Origin of the sequence: Halomonas sp. SpR8 (genome assembly GCF_031010195.1) — a bacterium.
In the GTDB taxonomy this organism is placed as follows: domain Bacteria; phylum Pseudomonadota; class Gammaproteobacteria; order Pseudomonadales; family Halomonadaceae; genus Vreelandella.
The window spans coordinates 185,325-203,923 of the sequence record NZ_JAUAMC010000006.1 but is presented as its reverse complement, the minus strand read 5'-3'; the positions used below and the strand labels follow the sequence as shown (position 1 = coordinate 203,923).

Sequence of the window (18,599 nt, the reverse complement as noted above, 5' to 3'; positions counted from 1 at the left end):
CTCACGACAACATGCTTAACAACGCAGGAGAGTTTTTTATGTGGACGAAACCGACATATCAAGATATGCGCCTTGGTTTTGAAGTGACACTGTATATCTCTACCCGCTAAGACGCAGCCCCTACCTGCCTTTATTAGGTTTATAGCAGGTAGGGGCTTTCATTGCAGCACCGACTTAAGAGGCCAGCCTATGCAGGTTATAGTTCTTGGGGCTGCCGCAGGTGGCGGTTTTCCTCAGTGGAATTGCAACTGCCCGAACTGCTTCCATGCTCGCCAAGGCAGCGGCGACCATCAACCACGCACTCAGTCCTCCATTGCGTTAAGCGTTGATGGAAAACAGTGGCTGCTATGCAACGCCTCCCCTGACATTCGCGCCCAGCTCAACGCCAACCCGGAATTATGGCCTAACGAACTGCGTGGCAGCGGTATTCGTGGCGTGCTGCTGGTGGATGCCCAGATCGACCACGTCACCGGGCTACTTTCCCTAAGAGAGGGCTGCCCGCTGGATGTATGGTGCACGCCCAATGTACATAACGATTTATCTACTGGGTTTCCACTGTTCCCGATGTTGGAGCACTGGGGCGGACTGCGCTGGCAGCCAATTGGTTTGGAAGATCATCAGGAGGTTGTCGAGTTTTCGATTCCCTTCCTGCCGGATATAGCGATCACCGCCTTTGCGCTACACAGCAATGCCCCGCCCTACTCGCCACGTCGCGGTGCGCCTTCCTGTGGCGATAATTTAGGACTGTATATTGTCGACCGCCGCAGCAGTCAGTCGCTGTGTTACGCCCCGGGGCTTGGCAACCCCACACCACTGGCCATGCGCTTCTTACATGCCGCCGATGTGGTGATGGTGGACGGCACCCTGTGGGAAGACGATGAAATGCAGGCATTAGGCGTTGGCACCTCGACAGGCCGACAGATGGGGCACCTCGCGCTCAATGGCAGCGGCGGTATGCGTGAGCTACTGAACGAGCTACCCAGCAGCACGCGGCGCATTTTGATTCATATCAATAACACCAACCCGATCTTAGACCGCACCAGCGAGGCGGCAAAAACACTCCAGGACGCAGGCATCGAAACAGCTTACGACGGTATGAAACTCACGCTATAGCCCTATCGCCAATAGCACTTGTGTTCACAGAACCTGTGCTTAGCCACAATAACGATTAGGAGATTGATCATGGCGCTAACAGCGATAACGCCCTGCGCTTCTGACACCCCGCTCAATCGGGAGGCGTTCCGTGAAGCGCTGATGAATAAAGGGCAGTACTACCACCTTAACCACCCTTTTCAGCAGGCGATGGCCAACGGCGAACTTAGCCGAGAACAATTGCAGGGCTGGGTGGCTAACCGCTTTTACTACCAGCTGATGATTCCCCAAAAAGACGCCGCGCTACTGGCCAACTGCCCCGATGCAGCCACCCGCAGGCGATGGGTGCAGCGCCTGCTAGACCACGACGGCCACGCTGGCGATGAGGGCGGGATTGAAGCCTGGCTGGCCCTTGGTGAAGCCGTGGGATTACACCGTCATACGCTGCTTTCCCAGGAGCGCGTGTTACCCGGCGTGCGCTTTGCAGTCGATGCCTACCGCCACTTTGTCGCCCGCGCGCCCTGGCAGGAGGCCGCAATCTCATCGCTTACCGAGCTGTTTGCGCCGCTTGCCCACCAAAACCGCCTGGATACTTGGCCCCAACACTACCCGTGGATTAACGAGCAGGGCTATCGCTACTTTCGCAAACGCCTCAGCGAAGCCCGCCGAGACGTCGAGCACGGCCTGGAAATCGCCTTAAGCGTGTGTACGACGGTGGCGCTGCAGCAACGTGCGCTGAATATCCTGCAATTTAAGCTCGATGTGCTGTGGAGCATGTTGGATGCCATGACCATGGCCTATCAGTTAGGCCGTCCGCCTTACCACACCGTTACCCGTGAAGCGGTGTATCACCGTGGGCTTGAGCACTCACTTTACTAGACCTTGATTGATTAGCGTTGGGGAATTCAACATGGCACAGCAAGACATTTACCAACTGCGTCGCGGCTGGCGGTTACAGTGGGAAGCCATTCAGGGCTGCCACGTCATTCTTTATCCCGAAGGTATGGTCAAGCTCAGCACGACTGCCGGAGCGATTCTTGAACAGGTCGATGGTCACCAATCCGTCGCCGACATTATCGCCACCCTACAGCGGCGCTACCCAGGCGCAGAGACCTTAGCAGACGACGTCATGCAGTTTATCGATGAAGCCCGCGACAACGGCTGGCTGTCCTTGAAGGAGGTTTATTGTGGTTAATCAAAACAGGGCTAACCCAACCACGGAAGCGACCTCACCGCCCTTATGGCTGCTGGCAGAACTCACCTACCGCTGCCCGCTGCAGTGCGCCTACTGCTCTAACCCGCTGGCCTTTACCCGCTACCAAAACGAGCTGGATAGCGAAGCGTGGTTTAGCGTGCTGCGCCAGGCCCGGGCCATGGGGGCGGCTCAGTTGGGCTTTTCCGGCGGCGAGCCGCTGATTCGCCAGGATCTGGAAGCGCTGGTACGCGAAGCACGCACGCTGGGCTTTTATACCAACCTGCTGACCTCCGGCGTGGGTCTTACTGCCCAGCGAGTAGACGCTCTGGCAGAAGCAGGCCTGGATCATATTCAGATTAGCCTGCAGGCTGCCGACCCCGAACTGGCCCAGGCGCTGGCCGGCTCAGCCAAGGCCCACGCCAACAAGCTGGCAATGGCAAAAGCCGTCAAAGCCGCCGGCTACCCTATGGTATTGAACGTGGTGCTGCATCGGCACAATATCGATCAAATTAGCGATCTGATTGCCCTCTGTGATGAACTCGGTGCGGATGCTGTTGAGCTGGCCAACTGCCAGTATTACGGCTGGGCGTTTTTAAACCGCCAAGCGTTGATGCCTACCCGGGAACAGCTGGTACGCGCCGAGGCGGAAACCAACCGCTGGCGGGAAACCCTGGCGGCAAGGGGCCGCGATATGTCGTTGTTGTTTGTGGTGCCGGACTACTTTGAACAAGCGCCTAAAGCATGCATGGGCGGCTGGGGCAGCATTTTTATGACCGTCGCCCCGGATGGCGCCGTGTTGCCCTGCCATAGCGCCAGGGAACTGCCGATGGCGTTTCCCAACGTAAAAGAGATGTCGCTGCAGGACATTTGGTACCAAAGCGATGCCTTTAACCGTTTTCGCGGCACTCAGTGGATGCCAACACTCTGCCAGCAGTGCGACGAGCGCGATAAAGACCATGGCGGCTGCCGTTGCCAAGCTTATTTGTTAACCGGCGATATGAACGCCACCGACCCCGTGTGCCAGCACTCTCCCCAGCATGGGTTGCTAGAGAGCCTGATCGCAGAAAACGCCCAAAGCACCCCGGAGCAAGCTCCCCTGATTCCCCGCAATGCCCGCCAGTCAAAGCAACTACAACATCAGGCTGAACGTCAAAATGGTTCAGCGACGCCTTCGCCCCACCAACCACTCGAGCTGATTTATCGGCAATAACTAAACTTAAGAACTATTATTTAAAATAACCATTGTGAGAATTTCAGAAGCCCCCCCCTAGAAGGAACACTGACACCCATCTATGGACGTCCAAGCGCTGGATGTCAGTGCACAAACAGTCTCAAAATGGTGCCGGTGGACTGAGCCGCTTCAGCTCTTGACCGACTCACCGACAGATCAGATTAATCACACGTACTTGAGCAACATCACACTAAAAAAGGTCCTTCTCTCTTGAGACAAACGTCTACTCAGGTAGCGCACCGAGGGGGCGGCTGGCAAAGCGGAAAACATATTCCATAGCTTCCGGCAAAGTGTCTTCCCATACATTCCATTCATGATCACCATCAACGATGCGCAGCTCTACTTGGTTCGGCTGATGCTCTCTGAGAGCCTGATAAAGCACAGTGGCATGGTAAGCTATATCGAAGGTGTCATGATCGCCAGAGTTGATGTAGAGCGGTACAACCTCCTCACCAGCCATGTAGTCGTCGATATAGGAGGGATAGTTGAGTTCTTTCCAGCGCTCTTCTGAGAAGTTTCCTTCTTCATCCAAGTAAGCGGGGTGACGCCAAGCGGACGAGTGTTCTGGAGGAAGAGGGACGTAGATGGCAGGACTCAAGGCAGCACCTGCAACGAACAGATCGGGATGTTGGAAGATGAAATTAATGGTGCCGTACCCGCCAGCTGAAAGCCCCCCGATCACACGACCCTCACGCTCCCTGATAGCTGGCCAAGTTGACTCAATATGGGGAAGCAAATCTTCGATAAAGGCGGTGGCAGCTGGTTCGTTGTTTCCATCTACCCACCAGCTCTGGTTGCCTGGCATCACTATGAGTGCTGGTGGTATCTTGCCTTGTGCGATCAAAGCATCGGCGGTTTTCTGCAACGATCCCCTGGAGGCCCAGTCATTCTCGTTACCAAAAGAGCCATGCAGCAGATACATGACCGGATAGCGCTTGTTGCTTTCAGCGAAGCCGTCCGGAGTATAGAGGGTATAGGAATAGGGGGTTCCCAGCGTTTCTGAATCAAATTCATAGTGAGCAACCTCACTGGCATTGGCACCAGCAGATACTAACCCGATTACTATCATGATCTTGATTGCATACTTCATGTGCCACTCCTTCTTGTAGTTTTTTTGATTTATGTTTCACGCAGAGTCGGTATCCCGCCCATAAAAATCGCATACTGCGACATCAGCACCCTATTGCCACTATCGCTATAGCGTTCACTTCCTTGAATTTTCGACCTTTGGTAACCTTGAGATTATAAAGTGCTTCATCTCCTCTAATACTTCGTTCCTGTTGGTTTCATTAAATATTTCATGGCGCGCACCTTTAATGAAGGAACATGAAAAATCACCACCAGCAATTTTCTCCAGCGTTGGACGACTTTCTTCTAGCAGCACAAGCTTGTCTTCCGTCCCATGCATCCATAGGGTCGGAACGCTTCCTAGGCTAGCTCCCCCATGAATTTTATTCAGCATCGCCTTCATCGACGTCAAGGTGGGTCGTTTGAAGGGACCGTGCCACACCAAAGCATCAGCTTCGTAGTCTCTCCCAACATCAGGATCTCGTGATAACGTCTTGGTATCTAATGGCTCATCAGGGAGCGAAGCCAAATCATCCAAACCGGTAATGGCTGTGCGTACACCGAGTAGAGGCCCTGATAATATTAGTGCAGCCACCTCATCCTGATGCAACTGGGTATAGCGCGTCGCAATCATTCCTCCCATCGAGTGTCCGATGACCACTACCGGGAGGTCGGGGTGACGTTGCTTGTAATGATCAATGGCCTGCCCAAGATCTTCCACGACCGAGTCGAAGTCCGCTATCTCGACGCGTTCGCCTTGAGAGAGCCCATGCCCCTGATGGTCTGGGCCGATAACCACGGCACCACTAACATGCAACACATCAGCCACATGCTGGTAGCGCCCCAGGTGCTCCCCATATCCATGTACTAGAACGGCAATATAGCAAGGTGCTTCATTCGCCCAACAGGAAACCATCAAGTCACCTCGGCTTCCCTTGATAGAGTGCAATGTTCTGGTGGGCATAGGTTTCCTCTTCGGGCCAGCATGAATTTTCGATAACAATCATGAAATATTCTCTTTTGAACATACTATAACCAGACTGCCCTTAAAGCGAGCTATCGTGACTAGACTTTCGGAGCAATAACTTTTAAAACTAACTTATTTTAGTTAGTTACGAACATACCAAAGAAGCGTATACGGAACGGTCACTCCCACCTGAGCAAGATGTCTTTGAGAAGGCATGTTGATATCTATATTCGTCCCAGATCGCACCAACTGGAGCGGCTTGATCAGGAGCTTGACCGCAGCCTGATAGTGATTCACCACACTAGCTCGCATGTCGCTCGCTCAGCATGGGCGGGCAGCTGCGGGCAAACGGCCTCCAAGGGATGACCGCTCGCTTGCCAGCCATCCACCCCATTGGGGTACCAATAGAGCTCTTCATAGCCCATTGCCTCAGCCCGTCGGGCAGCATTCCAGGAAAGCCAGCAGTCGGTGCGGCAAAAGAACACCAACGGCGCTGCCTCTGCGTTCTCACGCTGCGCATCGAGTGTTTGCGTGAAGTAATCACGCCACTCATCTTCCAAAGCAGGTGCGCCCACGTTAGGTAGCCAAATACTGCCGGGAATCGTTAAGTGAGGAGACTCCTGCAGAAAAAGGCCGTTATGCCAGGTTAGCGCGTAGACATCCACCAGGATGACCGACGACGATTCCAGCAACACTTGAAAAGTATCGTCATCTAACGTGGTCACCCCTGGTAGCGGTGCAGTGACGGGGGCTTTAAATGGCGGTAACCGATAGCCTTGTTGGTTAAACACCGAGGCGGGCACTTCAGCCCCCGCCACTCCGCTAAAGATTCCAGCTATCCACGCCAAACAAATGATATAGCGGTACACAGAGTGCGCCGAGTGTTGTGTCGACATGATGGCATCACTCCCAATCGAACGGGCAGGCGGTACATCCCTCCATTTGGGCCATTTGGAAGTTACCGTAGTGGATACGCGCACCGGTCATATCGGCATCGTTAAGACGGGCAATGTTCATTTTGACTTCTTGCAGGTTAGCATCGCGCAGATCCGCCCCTATCAGGTTGACCTTATTCATCCAGGCCATTTCCAGGTTGCTGCCCATCAGCTTCGCTCCCTGCATACTGGCGCCAGACAGTCGGGCGAACGCCAAATTGGCCCCAGTCAGGTCAGCATGATCAAACGTCGCTCCCTGGGCATAAATACTCCAGCTATCCAACCCAACCAAACTGGCATGGGAAAGATCGGCACCACGTAGGTGGGTGTTAGGCATACGCGCGCGATTAAGGTTAGCGTTGCGTAGCGATGCACCTTCAAAATCGACGCTGCGTAGATTGCTATGGCGAAAATCCGAGCCGTCTAAGTTGCTGCCCGCAAAATTAGCGCCTTGCAAATCAAGGTTAGCAAAGTCACCGCCGGATAAATCCATATGCGGGCACTGGGCGCCTGGCACCAGCTCGCAGCCGTTATGCACTGGCGGTTGATACTCTTCAACATAATCGTCGGCAACCACACTGCCTATCGCGCTAAGGCAGAGAAAAATCGCCGTTGTTTGGCGGCGCCATAAAGTCACCGTATTACGCGTTATCATTATTGTTCTCTCCATTACCGTTATCTTCATTCAAAAAAGGGCGGCAAAGGCCGCCCAAAAGGGGTTAATAACTTAACGGTTAGCCAAATCTTTAACGAAGGATGGCAACTTGAAGACCCAGAACGAGCCGCCCTGGGCAATCGGTCGCGTCAGTTCTGCCATATCACCACCCCAAAGCGGAACTGCGCCGCCATAACCTGCGGTGACACCGATGTACTGCTCACCGTCCATTTCCCAGGTAACCGGTGGTGAAATAATGCCGGTGCCTACTTGGAACTTCCAAAGCTCTTCCCCGGTTTCAGCATGGAAGGCTTTGAAGTATCCATCCCCCGTACCGGTAAACACCAAATCACCGTGGGTGGCTAGCACGCCTGCCCATAGCGGCATAGGCTCTTTATGTTCCCAAGCATATTCGCCGGTAACCGGGTCTATGGCGCGCAGAATACCCACATGGTCGTCGTACATACGCTTAATACGGAAGCCCATACCCAAGTAAGCGGCGCCTTCCACGTACTCGACCTCCTCGGTCCAGTAATCTTCTTTCCAATGGTTACCGGGCACGTAGAACAGCCCTGTGTCTTCGCTATACGCCATGGGGTTCCAGTTTTTACCCCCTAAGAACGGCGGTGACACTTCAACAGGTTCAGAGCGGGTTTGTCCTTCTTCCAAACGCGGTGGGCGCTGGCCTTCAGCCTCAACCGGGCGACCGGTTTCCAGATCGATATGGGTCGCCCAGGTGATGTTATCGACAAATGGGAAGGCGTTGATGAGCTCGCCGTTAGTGCGGTCGGTGACATAGAAGAAACCATTACGGTCGGCGTGGGCACCAGCGTTGACCGTTTGGCCGTTTTCATCTTGGTATTCGAACAGCACGATCTCGTTATTGCCCGAGAAGTCCCAGGTGTCGTTGGGCGTGTGCTGGTAGAACCACTTCACTTCACCGGTCGAAGGGTCGATACCCAGTTGGCCAGAGGTATAGAGGCTGTCGTAGTCAGACGGGTCGCCGTCTTCAGAGGTACGTGCCCACCCGTTCCAGGGGGCCGGGTTTCCCGCGCCAATGATAATCGTATTGGTGTCAGGGTCGAAGCTGGCGCTCTGCCATGGCGCACCGCCACCTTGGCTCCAGGCTTGTACTTTGCCGGTTTCGCTGTCTGGGTCATCGGGCCAGGAGGGCGCGCTGGCATCACCCGTTGGGGTGCTCTCCTCACCGTTCAAACGCCCCATATGGCCTTCAACAAAGGGGCGCATCCAAATCTCTTCACCGGTATCAGGGTCACGGGCATAGAGCTTACCCACAATGCCGAACTCATCCCCTGAAGAGCCATGAATCAGCAATACGCGGCCCGTTTCGCTATCTTCTACAATCGTTGGCGCGCCAGTCATGGTATAGCCCGCGCGGTGGTCGCCAAAGCGTTCGCGCCACACTACTTCACCGGTATCTTTATTTAGCGCCACAATCCCCGCATCCAGCGTACCGAAGAACACCTTGTCACCGTAAATGGCCGCGCCGCGGTTCACGACGTCACAGCAGGGTCGAATATCGCTCGGCAGTCGATGGTTGTATGACCACAGGCGCTGGCCGGTACGCGCATCAATGGCAAAAATACGTGAATAGGAGCCGGTAACATAGATAACGCCTTCATGGATCAGCGCCTGAGACTCCTGGCCACGCTGCATTTCATCGCCAAAAGAGTGAGACCATGCAGGGGTCAGCATCTCTACATTGTCTGCGTTAATTTGATCAAGCGGGCTGTAACGCTGGGCTTTCACGCCCATACCGTACATCAGCACCGTTTCAGTGGTGTTATGGTCATTGAGAATATCGTCCCAGGTCACCTCGCTGGCGTGGGCTGTCAGTGCAACGCCTCCAACACCTAGGGCAGAGGCATAAGCAACGGCGGCGGTGAGAGTACGCAGGCGAAAGGGCCACGAAATTTTGCGGGCTGACGTGTTGTTATTGATAGCGTATGTCATGGGTTTTCCATCCGAGTAATGATCACAATGCAATGGCTGCAAAGCGGCCAAGCTGCTGCTTGCGTGGTGTCAGCAAGACTAAGCTCAGCTTAGAAGCCCAGATCAAAAACCCATCTCCCTCTCCAGTCGCGTTCTCATCCTGAATTAGCACTACTTCCAAAGGAGGAGGCTAGCGATACCTAAGGTGCTATAGGTTCGGCAAGTGTGCCTGCCTATGCTCACTCAAGTGACGATACCTTGATCCCCTGAGGAGCTATTCCATGACAACGCTTACAACGACGATCACAAAAACATTCTCAAGAACAATCTCAAAAACAATCACAACGGCAATCCCAGAAACAGTCTCTACAACAACACCCATAGGCCAAGCGGGTGCTATCGCTCTCGTGGCCCTGTTGGCGTCACCGCTAGCGTGGTCTCACGGTAGCGTGACCCCACAAGCCGTTGATATTCAAGATCTCGAGCGCCTAGGTGACGAATGGCGGGAAGAGAACCCTTACCGTGACCACCCCCAGCATGATCTAGCCGTGGATATTGGCGCCCGCGCTTACAACAGCAACTGCGCCGCTTGCCACGGCCTGGAAGCGAAATCCGGCGGCATCGCCCCCGACCTGCGCGAGCTGGAGAACGGTCCATGGGGCGATGAGTGGTTCAAAGAGCTGGTCACGAACGGATCCGAACGCAACGGCCGTGTACTCATGCCGCGCATGTCCGACTATGTCAGCCAAGAAGGGTTATGGGCTATCCGCACCTGGTTAGAAACGGTCAGCATAGAAACTACCGGACAGTAATCCCTAAGCTGGGAGGCACTATGGCAACCCCAACGCCCATCATCACGTTACAACGGCTCGTCGCGGCTCTCACTGCACTCCTCGCGGCGTTTATCTGGCTAATATTTATGTTGCCCTCCACCGCGCTGGCCACCGTGCACACAGCTGAGCAGGATCCGCTTAATTCCTTTATGTGGCCTGTATATCGCAAGCGCTTTTTGGGCGACGCCCCCGTGGTGTTTGATGAGCGGGTCATCGTTCGCGCGCCAAGTTTCGCCGAGGACTCAGGCCAAGTGCCCATTGAGCTAGATGCCAGTGGATTAGAAGCCAGCGGCGAGCCGATAACCGACATTATCGCCTGGGTGGATCTCAATCCTATTCCCCGCCTGTTTCACTACTCACCGATGAGCCATGGCCTAGCCAAGCTTTCGTTGAATATTCGCTTGGAACAAGCCTCTGCGGTACGCGTAGCAGTGAAACAGGGGGACACCTGGCATGTGGGCGGCACCTACATTGAAGCAGAAGGCGGCGGCTGTACCACGCCGGGTATTGCCGGCGCCGACAACGACTGGGAAAACACCTTCGGCGAGCTGCAGGGTCGGCTGTTTGCCAATGAGAGCGAGCAGCGCCTGCGGGTGCGCCTTTCTCACCCCATGGACAGCGGCTTAATCCCCAGCCAACCCGCCTTTTACGTACAGTCGTTTGAGCTGCTGGATCAACAGGGTCAGCAAGTGGCCGCGCTGGAAATCGAAGCGTCGGTGAGCGCCAACCCCACCCTAGGGCTGCATATGCGCCCCTCTCCGGAAGGCTATGTAATTGGCGCCCGGGACAACAACGGCAACCGCTTCTCTATTGGTCTGGAGCCATGAAAACGCGCTTTTTAGCGAGCCTAGCGGCTCTGCTTACCACATCACTAGCGGCCAGCCAGCCGGTCATGTTCTGCGAACGTCCGCTAACGGCCCAGCCGATTGCAGAGAACACCTGGATGGTGGAAGGCTTAAGAGAAGAGCTTTCCACCAGCAACTGCGGCCATATCGGCAACCAAGCATTTATTGCCACACCCAACGGCGTCATCCTCATCGACAGCGGCAGCAGCCCACGCTTTGGCGAAGCACTAAAAACAGTGATTGCTCAGCACACCTCCCTCCCCGTGCGCTGGGTTTTGAATACCCACCACCATCCCGATCACTTTTTCGGTAATGCCGCCTTCGGCGAGGCAGAGCACCTCACCTTAGCCAGCACTCGTGGGCTGATGGCCCGCGACCGGGAAGCACTGATCGATAACGTAGAGCGGCTGACCGGGCGCAGCTTGGCGCGCTCGCATATAGCCCTGCCCGATACGATTGAGGCAGGCGAGGTAACGCTGGGAAACTACCCACTCACGCTATATGCCATGAGCGGCCACAGTGGTGGTGACCTAGTCATTATGGATCACGCCACCGACGTGCTGTTTTTGGGCGATATGGGCTTCTACCAACGTGCTGCCGCTACGGCTCATAGCCCTGGCTTGCAACAATGGCAGGAAGAACTTAACGATCTTCGTGCTCTCAAGGCCAGAATCGCCGTGCCCGGCCATGGCCCCAGCGCGCCGCCCGAAACGGTTTTAGAGCAAACCGCTCACTACCTCGCATGGCTAGATCAGCGCCTAAGTGATGTGGCTAGCGAAGGGCTGGGAGCCAACCATGCCTTGGCCATCGAGATTCCTGACGGCTTTAACACCATTGCGCTCACTGAATACGAGTTTACCCGTAGTGTGATGCAGCTTTATCCTCACTATGAAGCACGGCTGCTGTGGGGCGCCCCACAATAAGGAGCACACACCTATGCCGCTTACTCTGGCAGATGCTGCCGAACCCACCGACACCCTGGCCGAGCTGCATAGCGACACCCAGGCCGTTTACTGGCTGGCTCGCTGCCCGCAAACGGGCGACATGCAGCTTTGGCGATGGTCGGCTGACAGCAACGAGACGCCGCAATGTTTGATAGAGGACGCTGTGGGCAGCCGCGTGAACCAGTACGGCGGCGGCAGCTATACGCCACTGCTAGGCGGCGTCGTATGGGTGCGCCAGCATGACCAGGCCATTAGGCACCTCGACCACCACGGCGCCAGCCAATGCTGGCAGAAGCGGCCACAAACAGCCTACGGTGGGCTGTGCGCAGACCCTAAGCGCCAGCGTGTATTAGCGGTAGAGGAAGATACCCATGGTCAGCGTCTGATCGCCATCACTGCCAGCAGTCGGCAGGTATTGACAGAAGGCGCCGACTTCTGCGGCGCGCCGATATTAAGCAACGACGGTAACTATCTAGCGTGGGTGAGCTGGTCACTGCCTCATATGCCTTGGCAGCGTAGTCAGTTGCATCTCGCCCAGGTGGCGGCTAACGGTAGGCTTGAAGCCTTTGAGCGCTGGGATTTCGGCGCAGCGATTAGCCAACCGCAGTTTGGCCCCCATAACGCGCTGATTTGCATGAGCGATCACGCGGGTTGGTGGCAACCCTGGCAGGTTAGCCTGGCCACTCCCATTTGCCTGAGCAGCACCCCGGTGGATCACATCACCACACCGTGGCAGCTAGGTGAGCGCCAGCACGCTTGGCGAGATAATCGGCAGGTTTACTGCCAACTCCACCAGGGGGCGGCTCAGCTTTACCGACGCTCCGGTGAGCAGGTGGAAGCACTGCTACCTACCCCAGGTCGCGTGGTAAGCATCGTCCTGGCTGAACACGGCGATTACGCCATAGTGCAAAGCGCTACCAGCGGCGCCCAGCTGATACGTTTTACCGAAAGTTGTCCACACCGCTGCCTAGCGGGTAACGTTGTGGATAACGTAGCGGGTAGCCTAGTGGCCAAAAATTCCGCCATTGCGCAATGGCTGGAAGTCCCCGTTGGCAACGAAGACGAAACAGTTCACGGTTTTTTCTATTCAGCCTCAGCCAACCACACTGCGCCGCTGATTGTACGCGTTCACGGCGGGCCCACTGCCGCCACTTACCCTGTTTACGACCCGCTGGTGGCCTACTGGCAGCAGCAGGGCTTCCATGTGCTGGATATTAACCCACGCGGCAGCGGCAACTTTGGCCGCCGCTACCGCGAGTGTTTAGCGGGCCAGTGGGGCATCAGCGATACTGACGATGTGATCGCCCTGGTTAACGCCGCCTGCGCACGCTTTGCGATAGATACAGCGCGCTGCTTTATCCGTGGCCAAAGCGCTGGCGGGTTTACCGCCCTCAATGCCCTGGCCGCCACGCCACTGTTTGCTGCGGCCACTAGCCTGTACGGGGTAACCGATGCGTTATCGCTATCAGCAAAAACACATCGCTTTGAGTCTGGCTACCTGGGCTGGCTAATCGGTGACGAGTCTCTGCTCGCCCAGCGCAGCCCTGCCTATAAAGTTCTCCATTGCCAGCGCCCTTTGCGGGCACTGTTTATCCAGGGTGGCAAAGACGCCGTGGTAGTACCGGAGCAGACCCACGCCATGGCGCGGCATATCAAGCAGCAGGGAGGCCAGGCGCAAACACTGCTGTTCGATAACGAACGCCACGGCATTCGCCACCCTCAGGCGCGCCAAACCATGCTGGCTCGCGAGCTGGCCTTTTATCAATAAGGATGACTTGCCCCCTAACGACGGCACCAAGGTCGTAGCGCAACAATCTCCTAAGGTGCTTAAGATAATGGTTAATAATTATAAACGAGACCGTCCCATGACTTCGCCACTCACGCAACTTCGTAAGTTTGTCGCGCCTGAAATTATTTTTGGCGACGGGGCGCGCCACGCTGCAGGCAACTACGTCACTACTTTCGGGGCAGAAAAGGTACTGCTGGTCTCTGACCCGGGCGTACTGCTGGCAGGCTGGGTGAGCGATATTGAAGCCAAACTGCTGGAAGCCAACATTGCCGTTGAGCGCTTTACCGCCGTATCCCCCAACCCACGGGTAGATGAGATTATGGCCGGTGCCGAAATCTATCGTGAAACCGGCTGCAAGGCGATTGTGGCGATAGGCGGTGGCAGCCCGATGGACTGCGCCAAGGGGATTGGTATCGTCACGGCCCACGGCGGGCACATTCTCGATTTTGAAGGCGTTGATACGATTCGCGTGCCGATTCCTCCGCTGATTTTTATTCCTTCAACGGCGGGCACCTCGGCGGATATCTCCCAGTTTGCGATTATTTCCGACCAGCAGCGGCGCATGAAATTCTCGATTATCAGCAAGGCCGTAGTGCCGGATGTGTCGCTGATCGACCCTGAAGTCACCATGACCATGTCGCCCTACCTGACCGCGTGTACCGGGGTCGACGCGTTAGTGCATGCCATTGAAGCCTTCGTTTCAACCGGCAGCGGGCCGCTCACCGATACCCACGCCCTGGAAGCCATGCGCTTGATCAGCAGCCATCTTGAGGCGCTGGTGGCGAACCCCACCGATGGCGAGCTGCGCGCTCAGGTAATGCTGGGGAGCATGCAAGCGGGCTTGGCGTTCTCAAACGCGATTTTGGGCGCCGTACACGCGATGTCGCATAGTTTGGGCGGCTTCTTAGATCTTCCTCACGGTTTGTGCAACGCTATGCTGTTAGAGCATGTGGTGGCCTATAACTACGCAGCTGCCCCCGAGCGTTTTAAGCGGGTCGCCGAAGCCGTCGGTATCGACTGCCGAGGGCTGTCACAGCAGCAGACCAAACAAGCGCTGTTTCGGTATTTAGTCGATTTAAAACATGCGGTTGGCCTGGGCGGCACGCTTGGCAAGATGGGCGTCTCACGCAGCGACGTGCCGTTTCTCACCAACCACGCGCTGGGCGACCCCTGCATTTTGACCAACCCGCGCCGTTCCAACTCACGGGATGTAGCGGTGGTGTACGAAGAGGCGCTATGAAAAAAGCCAACGACCCCTCGGGCTTTTCGGTCAGCGATTTGCTCGGGTTGGGTCAGCAGTCGGCGCGCAAAAGCTACTATCGCGAGCTTTCAGTGCGCTTGGAAGAACTTGAGGTTGAGCGCAACCGCTATAAATGGCTGTTTGAAAACGCACTACACGGTATTTTTCAGGCATCGCTCTCCGGTAAGCTGCGCGCCGCCAACCCGGCACTTGCCGCCATGCTAGACGACCCTAGCGTGGCGCATACGTTGGAGCGCTGTGCGCGCTTTGACGCGCTTTTTGTTAACGCTACTACTGGGCAACAGCTGCGCGACCTGCTGCTCATTCAAGGGCACGTAACAGGCCAAACCACCTTGCTGCAGGGGGCCTCTGGTCGCCAGGTTCCCGTCGCCATTACGCTGATCAAAAAGCCCGCCGAACTTGCCGGAGACGAAGACCTGATTGAAGGCTTTGTGGCGGATATTACCGAGCGTGAGCGCGCCCGCCAGCACTTGGAAACACTCAACGCCCACTTGGAAGCCCGGGTAGCTGATCGCACCCAGGCACTTGAACGACTCAACGAGGAGCTTAGAAGCGCACGCGACGCTGCCGAGTTTGCCAACCACAGCAAAGACCGCTACCTGGCCGCCGCTAGCCATGACCTGCTGCAACCCATGAACGCTGCACGCTTATTGATGGCCTCACTACAGGAGCGGTTGAACGACAGCGATAATCTAGCGCTGGTTGAGAGGGTGCAAAACTCACTGGAAGGCGCCGAAGCGATTCTTTCCGATCTCTTGGATATTTCAAAACTGGATCACGGCCAGGTACAGCCGCAACTGCGCCACTTTAAACTCGACGATATTCTTAGCCATCTCGCTGACGAGTTTGCCCCCGTGGCGCAACGTAAAGGGTTAACGCTGCGCTATGTGCCCTGCCATCAAGCGGTGACCAGCGACCCTCATCTACTCAGCCGTATTGTGCGCAACTTTCTGGCTAACGCTTGCCGCTATACCCAGCGTGGCGGCATTTGCCTAGGCGTGCGACGCCACAGTGACGACAGCCTGGCCATACACGTCGTCGATAGCGGTATTGGTATTCCCGAAAGCGACTACCAGCTTATTTTCCGCGAGTTTCATCAACTCAACGCCACCCGCGCGCGTGATCGCCAGGGCGTTGGCCTGGGGCTTGCGATTGTGGAGCGGATTAGCCAGTGCCTTGAGCACCCGCTTTCTGTGCGCTCTGCCCCCGGCCAAGGCTCCTGCTTTGCGGTTAGGGTGCCCCGTGCCAGCGGCATTTCCTTTAGCCAAACACCCGCCCCCAGCGCGCCGTTTTCTGCTGACGCCGAGTTCGAAGGAGTGCGCGTACTGATCCTGGATAACGAACCCGCCATTCTTGAAGGCATGGCGCTGTTGCTAAGTGAATGGCAGATCAGTTGCGATACCGCGCTGGATGTGGCGGCCGCCAAAGCCTGCCTGGAAGCGCCGGATATGCTGCTGGTCGACCTGCACTTAGACGATAACGTGACGGGGTTGGAGGCCATTCGACAACTTCGCCACCACTGGCATGACCCGCACTTACCCGCAGCCATTATCAGTGCCGACCGCTCTGACCACTGGCAAAGGCGGTTACGCCATGCCGGCGTTCCGCAGTTAAACAAGCCGGTACGCCCCGGCAAACTGCGCGCACTACTGCGTAGCCTGCTCAATGGCTAACCTGCGCTTCCCACAGACCTGTATCTCCCTGCCTAGCGGAGTGCAAGGCGTGCTGGCCCACGCGCCCCACTTAACCCACGCTCACGTCAGCATCACTATAGCAGCGGGCTATTTGGATGAACCGCCCGCCCTGCCAGGCCTGGCCCACTTACTGGAGCACGTGCTCACCACCGCACCACTGACAAGCTCCTCTAACACCAGCCTGCTCACTTGGTTTGCCCAGCATCAGGGCAGCCTGAACGCCCACACCGACGACTACGTCACCGATGTGCATTTCTCGATACCGGCAGATAGCCTAGAAACGGCGGCTCTCACTGTTGCCAGCCAGTTGGCCACGCCCACTATCTCGTCGCCGACCATTCGCACTGAAGTCGCCGCCATTGACGCCGAATGGCAGGCTCGCCAGCACGATTCGGCAATGCAGCGGCTATCGGCCATCGCCACGCTCAGTGACCCGCAGCATATCGGTGCAGGCTGCCGCCACGGCAACGCACAAACGCTGGGCCAGAACACTGGGTTGCTTTATGAGGCGCTGACCACGTTTCACCGCGACCACTATCACGGCGACCGCGTTGGCATTGCGATTATCAGCCCCAGGGCTGCAGAAGCGATGACTCGCCTTATTCAACGCATGGCTACGCTGTTTAGCCCGCTACCGCCCAACGCTCCGGCGCTTGCCATTACGCCCCGCTGGGGCGGTCTGCCCCGTGCGAAGGTGGTCGGGACGGCCAACGCCGTTGAGCTGTTGTGGCCGCTACCCTCGTCCGTTTCACGTCATCAGTTTAGCGCCCTTAGCGACATTGCTGATTCGTTAAACCAAGGCTACCTGGTGGATCAGTTAGCTGACTCGATTATCGACTATCACGCGACTGCCGCTCCAACCGGGGCTACAGACGCCTTCAGCTTGACGCTAACCGGTACCCCGGCGCAGGAACGTCTGGAAGTGCTTGCCGATTCCCTCAGCGAACGGCTAGCAGCCCTGCTCGCGACGACCCCTATTGATCACCACCCGGTTTGGCAGCCTCCTGCCGGTACCGTGCAACTGGCGTCGGCGTGGTTTGTCTATGCGCGTCAGCAAGCGTTAGCACGGCGGCTTGCTGCACATACAGCGACTCAACAAGATTTCCCCAACAAGGCCCGCTGGCAGGCTCCCTACTGGCTAGTTTATAGCGCGCCAACAACGCTCACGCACGCTGACGATGCGGCACAATTGGCGGCCACCCCCAAGGTACAGCGTTGGTGCGGCCAGTATGGTGTCAGCGATGATTTCGCCTCACTTGCCGACACCACCTGGGCAGCCTGCTTTATTCCCAACGCAATGTTTCTCCCCGCCCCACTGGCTGCCAAGCGGTGCGCCCGTAGAGGCGTGATATGCCAGCACATGCAACTAGCGCAGGGCAGTTGGGTGATAACCGTGGGTGAGGGAGCGGCCGTTGCCATGCAAACCTTGCTGAAAGAAGCGAATGTTAATACGGCGATTGCCCCCCAGGGGCTTCTGGCTCAGCGGTTGTTACAGCGCTTAACCCCGCTGCCTGCCACGCCTGTGGTATGGGTTTCCCATGCAACAGATGCAAACGCTGTTTGCCACGCACTGGCAGATTTGGCTAGCCGCATAGCAACACGTTCTGTGCAGACGCCTTCTATCAATGGGTCGGCCAGCACAGCCATCATGCGCACACTGAGCTTACCGGGCACGCCCACCCAGCGCTGGCTATTAGCGCTGATTGAGCAGCACCATAGCGCGGCATTTTTTCAGCAGGCGCGGTATGACCATCACTTGGGGTATGTGGCAGCGGTACGCAGAGGCGACGGCACACCCTGCTCACTTGGTTATGTGGTGCAAACCAGCGAAGACGCTGAACCGGTAGGGGAAAAGCTACTCTCCATCACCGATGCCCTGTGGCAAACGGCGGATGATGTCCTACAGGCGCCAAACTCGCTTAAACTCTCGCTAACACCGCCTGAAACGCCCCTTGCCGCACTGATTATCCAGTGGCAAAGCCTCTTGTCAGGTACCGATCAGCCACTGCATCGGCTTGGGCAGCAAAGCATCGATTCACAGGCGCTTACCGATTTACTCACGCAGATAAATACCCACGGTCGCTGGCAAACCCACTGGTTAGATAGCGCTGGCCACTATCTCGTCAACGATTGAGGC

At 56.6% G+C, this 18,599-nt stretch carries 17 protein-coding genes; 12 read left to right on the top strand and 5 right to left on the bottom strand.

The genetic code is table 11. From position 1 onward, the window contains the following. Positions 1-38: 38 nt before the first annotated feature. From pqqA to pqqE, 5 genes are all read left to right on the top strand, one after another. Positions 39-110 carry a pyrroloquinoline quinone precursor peptide PqqA gene (pqqA, locus tag QT230_RS13650; RefSeq protein WP_009722990.1) on the top strand — a complete coding sequence of 24 codons (72 nt, stop codon included), beginning with the start codon at positions 39-41 and terminating at the stop codon, positions 108-110. A gap of 79 nt (positions 111-189) precedes the next feature. After that, positions 190-1,113, top strand: coding sequence for a pyrroloquinoline quinone biosynthesis protein PqqB (gene pqqB / locus QT230_RS13645; RefSeq protein WP_308322447.1), 924 nt, complete (start codon positions 190-192; stop codon positions 1,111-1,113). Between the two features lie 69 nt (positions 1,114-1,182). Beyond that, positions 1,183-1,971, top strand: a complete 789-nt coding sequence (pqqC, locus tag QT230_RS13640) for a pyrroloquinoline-quinone synthase PqqC (protein ID WP_308322446.1) — start codon at positions 1,183-1,185, stop codon at positions 1,969-1,971. A 31-nt stretch (positions 1,972-2,002) separates the two neighbouring features. Beyond that, the gene (gene pqqD, locus QT230_RS13635; RefSeq protein WP_308322445.1) at positions 2,003-2,287 is read left to right on the top strand and encodes a pyrroloquinoline quinone biosynthesis peptide chaperone PqqD; all 285 of its coding nucleotides are present in this window, start codon (positions 2,003-2,005) and stop codon (positions 2,285-2,287) included. Further along, entirely contained in the window at positions 2,280-3,497 is a 1,218-nt protein-coding gene (pqqE, locus tag QT230_RS13630; RefSeq protein ID WP_308322444.1) for a pyrroloquinoline quinone biosynthesis protein PqqE, read from the top strand. The genes pqqD and pqqE overlap by 8 nt, the downstream gene beginning before the upstream one ends. 244 nt (positions 3,498-3,741) lie before the next feature. On the opposite strand, the gene QT230_RS13625 is transcribed toward pqqE, so the two are convergent. The 5 genes from QT230_RS13625 to QT230_RS13605 form a co-directional block, all read right to left on the bottom strand. Then, the gene (locus QT230_RS13625) at positions 3,742-4,608 is read right to left on the bottom strand and encodes an alpha/beta hydrolase-fold protein (RefSeq protein WP_308322443.1); all 867 of its coding nucleotides are present in this window, start codon (positions 4,606-4,608) and stop codon (positions 3,742-3,744) included. A gap of 114 nt (positions 4,609-4,722) precedes the next feature. Further along, entirely contained in the window at positions 4,723-5,550 is an 828-nt protein-coding gene (locus QT230_RS13620; protein WP_308322442.1) for an alpha/beta hydrolase, read from the bottom strand. Between the two features lie 296 nt (positions 5,551-5,846). Then, positions 5,847-6,449 (bottom strand): rhodanese-like domain-containing protein, encoded by a 603-nt coding sequence (locus QT230_RS13615; RefSeq protein WP_308322441.1) that lies wholly within the window; start codon positions 6,447-6,449, stop codon positions 5,847-5,849. 7 nt (positions 6,450-6,456) lie between these two features. After that, a complete protein-coding gene (locus QT230_RS13610; RefSeq protein WP_308322440.1) occupies positions 6,457-7,143 on the bottom strand; it encodes a pentapeptide repeat-containing protein in 687 nt (228 codons plus the stop codon). A gap of 72 nt (positions 7,144-7,215) precedes the next feature. Beyond that, positions 7,216-9,117: a methanol/ethanol family PQQ-dependent dehydrogenase gene (locus tag QT230_RS13605; RefSeq protein WP_308322439.1), complete on the bottom strand. Its 1,902-nt coding sequence runs from the start codon at positions 9,115-9,117 to the stop codon at positions 7,216-7,218. Between the two features lie 386 nt (positions 9,118-9,503). Between QT230_RS13605 and pedF the strand changes: the two genes are divergently transcribed. The 7 genes from pedF (at position 9,504) to QT230_RS13570 (ending at position 18,596) form a co-directional block, all read left to right on the top strand. Then, entirely contained in the window at positions 9,504-9,908 is a 405-nt protein-coding gene (gene pedF, locus QT230_RS13600) for a cytochrome c-550 PedF (RefSeq protein WP_374694468.1), read from the top strand. A 20-nt stretch (positions 9,909-9,928) separates the two neighbouring features. After that, entirely contained in the window at positions 9,929-10,756 is an 828-nt protein-coding gene (locus tag QT230_RS13595) for a quinoprotein dehydrogenase-associated SoxYZ-like carrier (protein ID WP_308322437.1), read from the top strand. Then, on the top strand, positions 10,753-11,697 hold the full coding sequence (locus tag QT230_RS13590) for a quinoprotein relay system zinc metallohydrolase 1 (protein ID WP_308322436.1): 945 nt from the start codon (positions 10,753-10,755) through the stop codon (positions 11,695-11,697). The genes QT230_RS13595 and QT230_RS13590 overlap by 4 nt, the downstream gene beginning before the upstream one ends. A 13-nt stretch (positions 11,698-11,710) precedes the next feature. Further along, the gene (locus QT230_RS13585) at positions 11,711-13,486 is read left to right on the top strand and encodes a prolyl oligopeptidase family serine peptidase (RefSeq protein WP_308322435.1); all 1,776 of its coding nucleotides are present in this window, start codon (positions 11,711-11,713) and stop codon (positions 13,484-13,486) included. 97 nt (positions 13,487-13,583) lie between these two features. Continuing rightward, entirely contained in the window at positions 13,584-14,747 is a 1,164-nt protein-coding gene (gene ercA, locus QT230_RS13580) for an alcohol dehydrogenase-like regulatory protein ErcA (protein WP_308322434.1), read from the top strand. Beyond that, a complete protein-coding gene (locus tag QT230_RS13575; RefSeq protein ID WP_308322433.1) occupies positions 14,744-16,441 on the top strand; it encodes a NahK/ErcS family hybrid sensor histidine kinase/response regulator in 1,698 nt (565 codons plus the stop codon). The genes ercA and QT230_RS13575 overlap by 4 nt, the downstream gene beginning before the upstream one ends. Then, positions 16,434-18,596 (top strand): insulinase family protein, encoded by a 2,163-nt coding sequence (locus QT230_RS13570; protein WP_308322432.1) that lies wholly within the window; start codon positions 16,434-16,436, stop codon positions 18,594-18,596. The genes QT230_RS13575 and QT230_RS13570 overlap by 8 nt, the downstream gene beginning before the upstream one ends. Positions 18,597-18,599 lie beyond the last annotated feature (3 nt).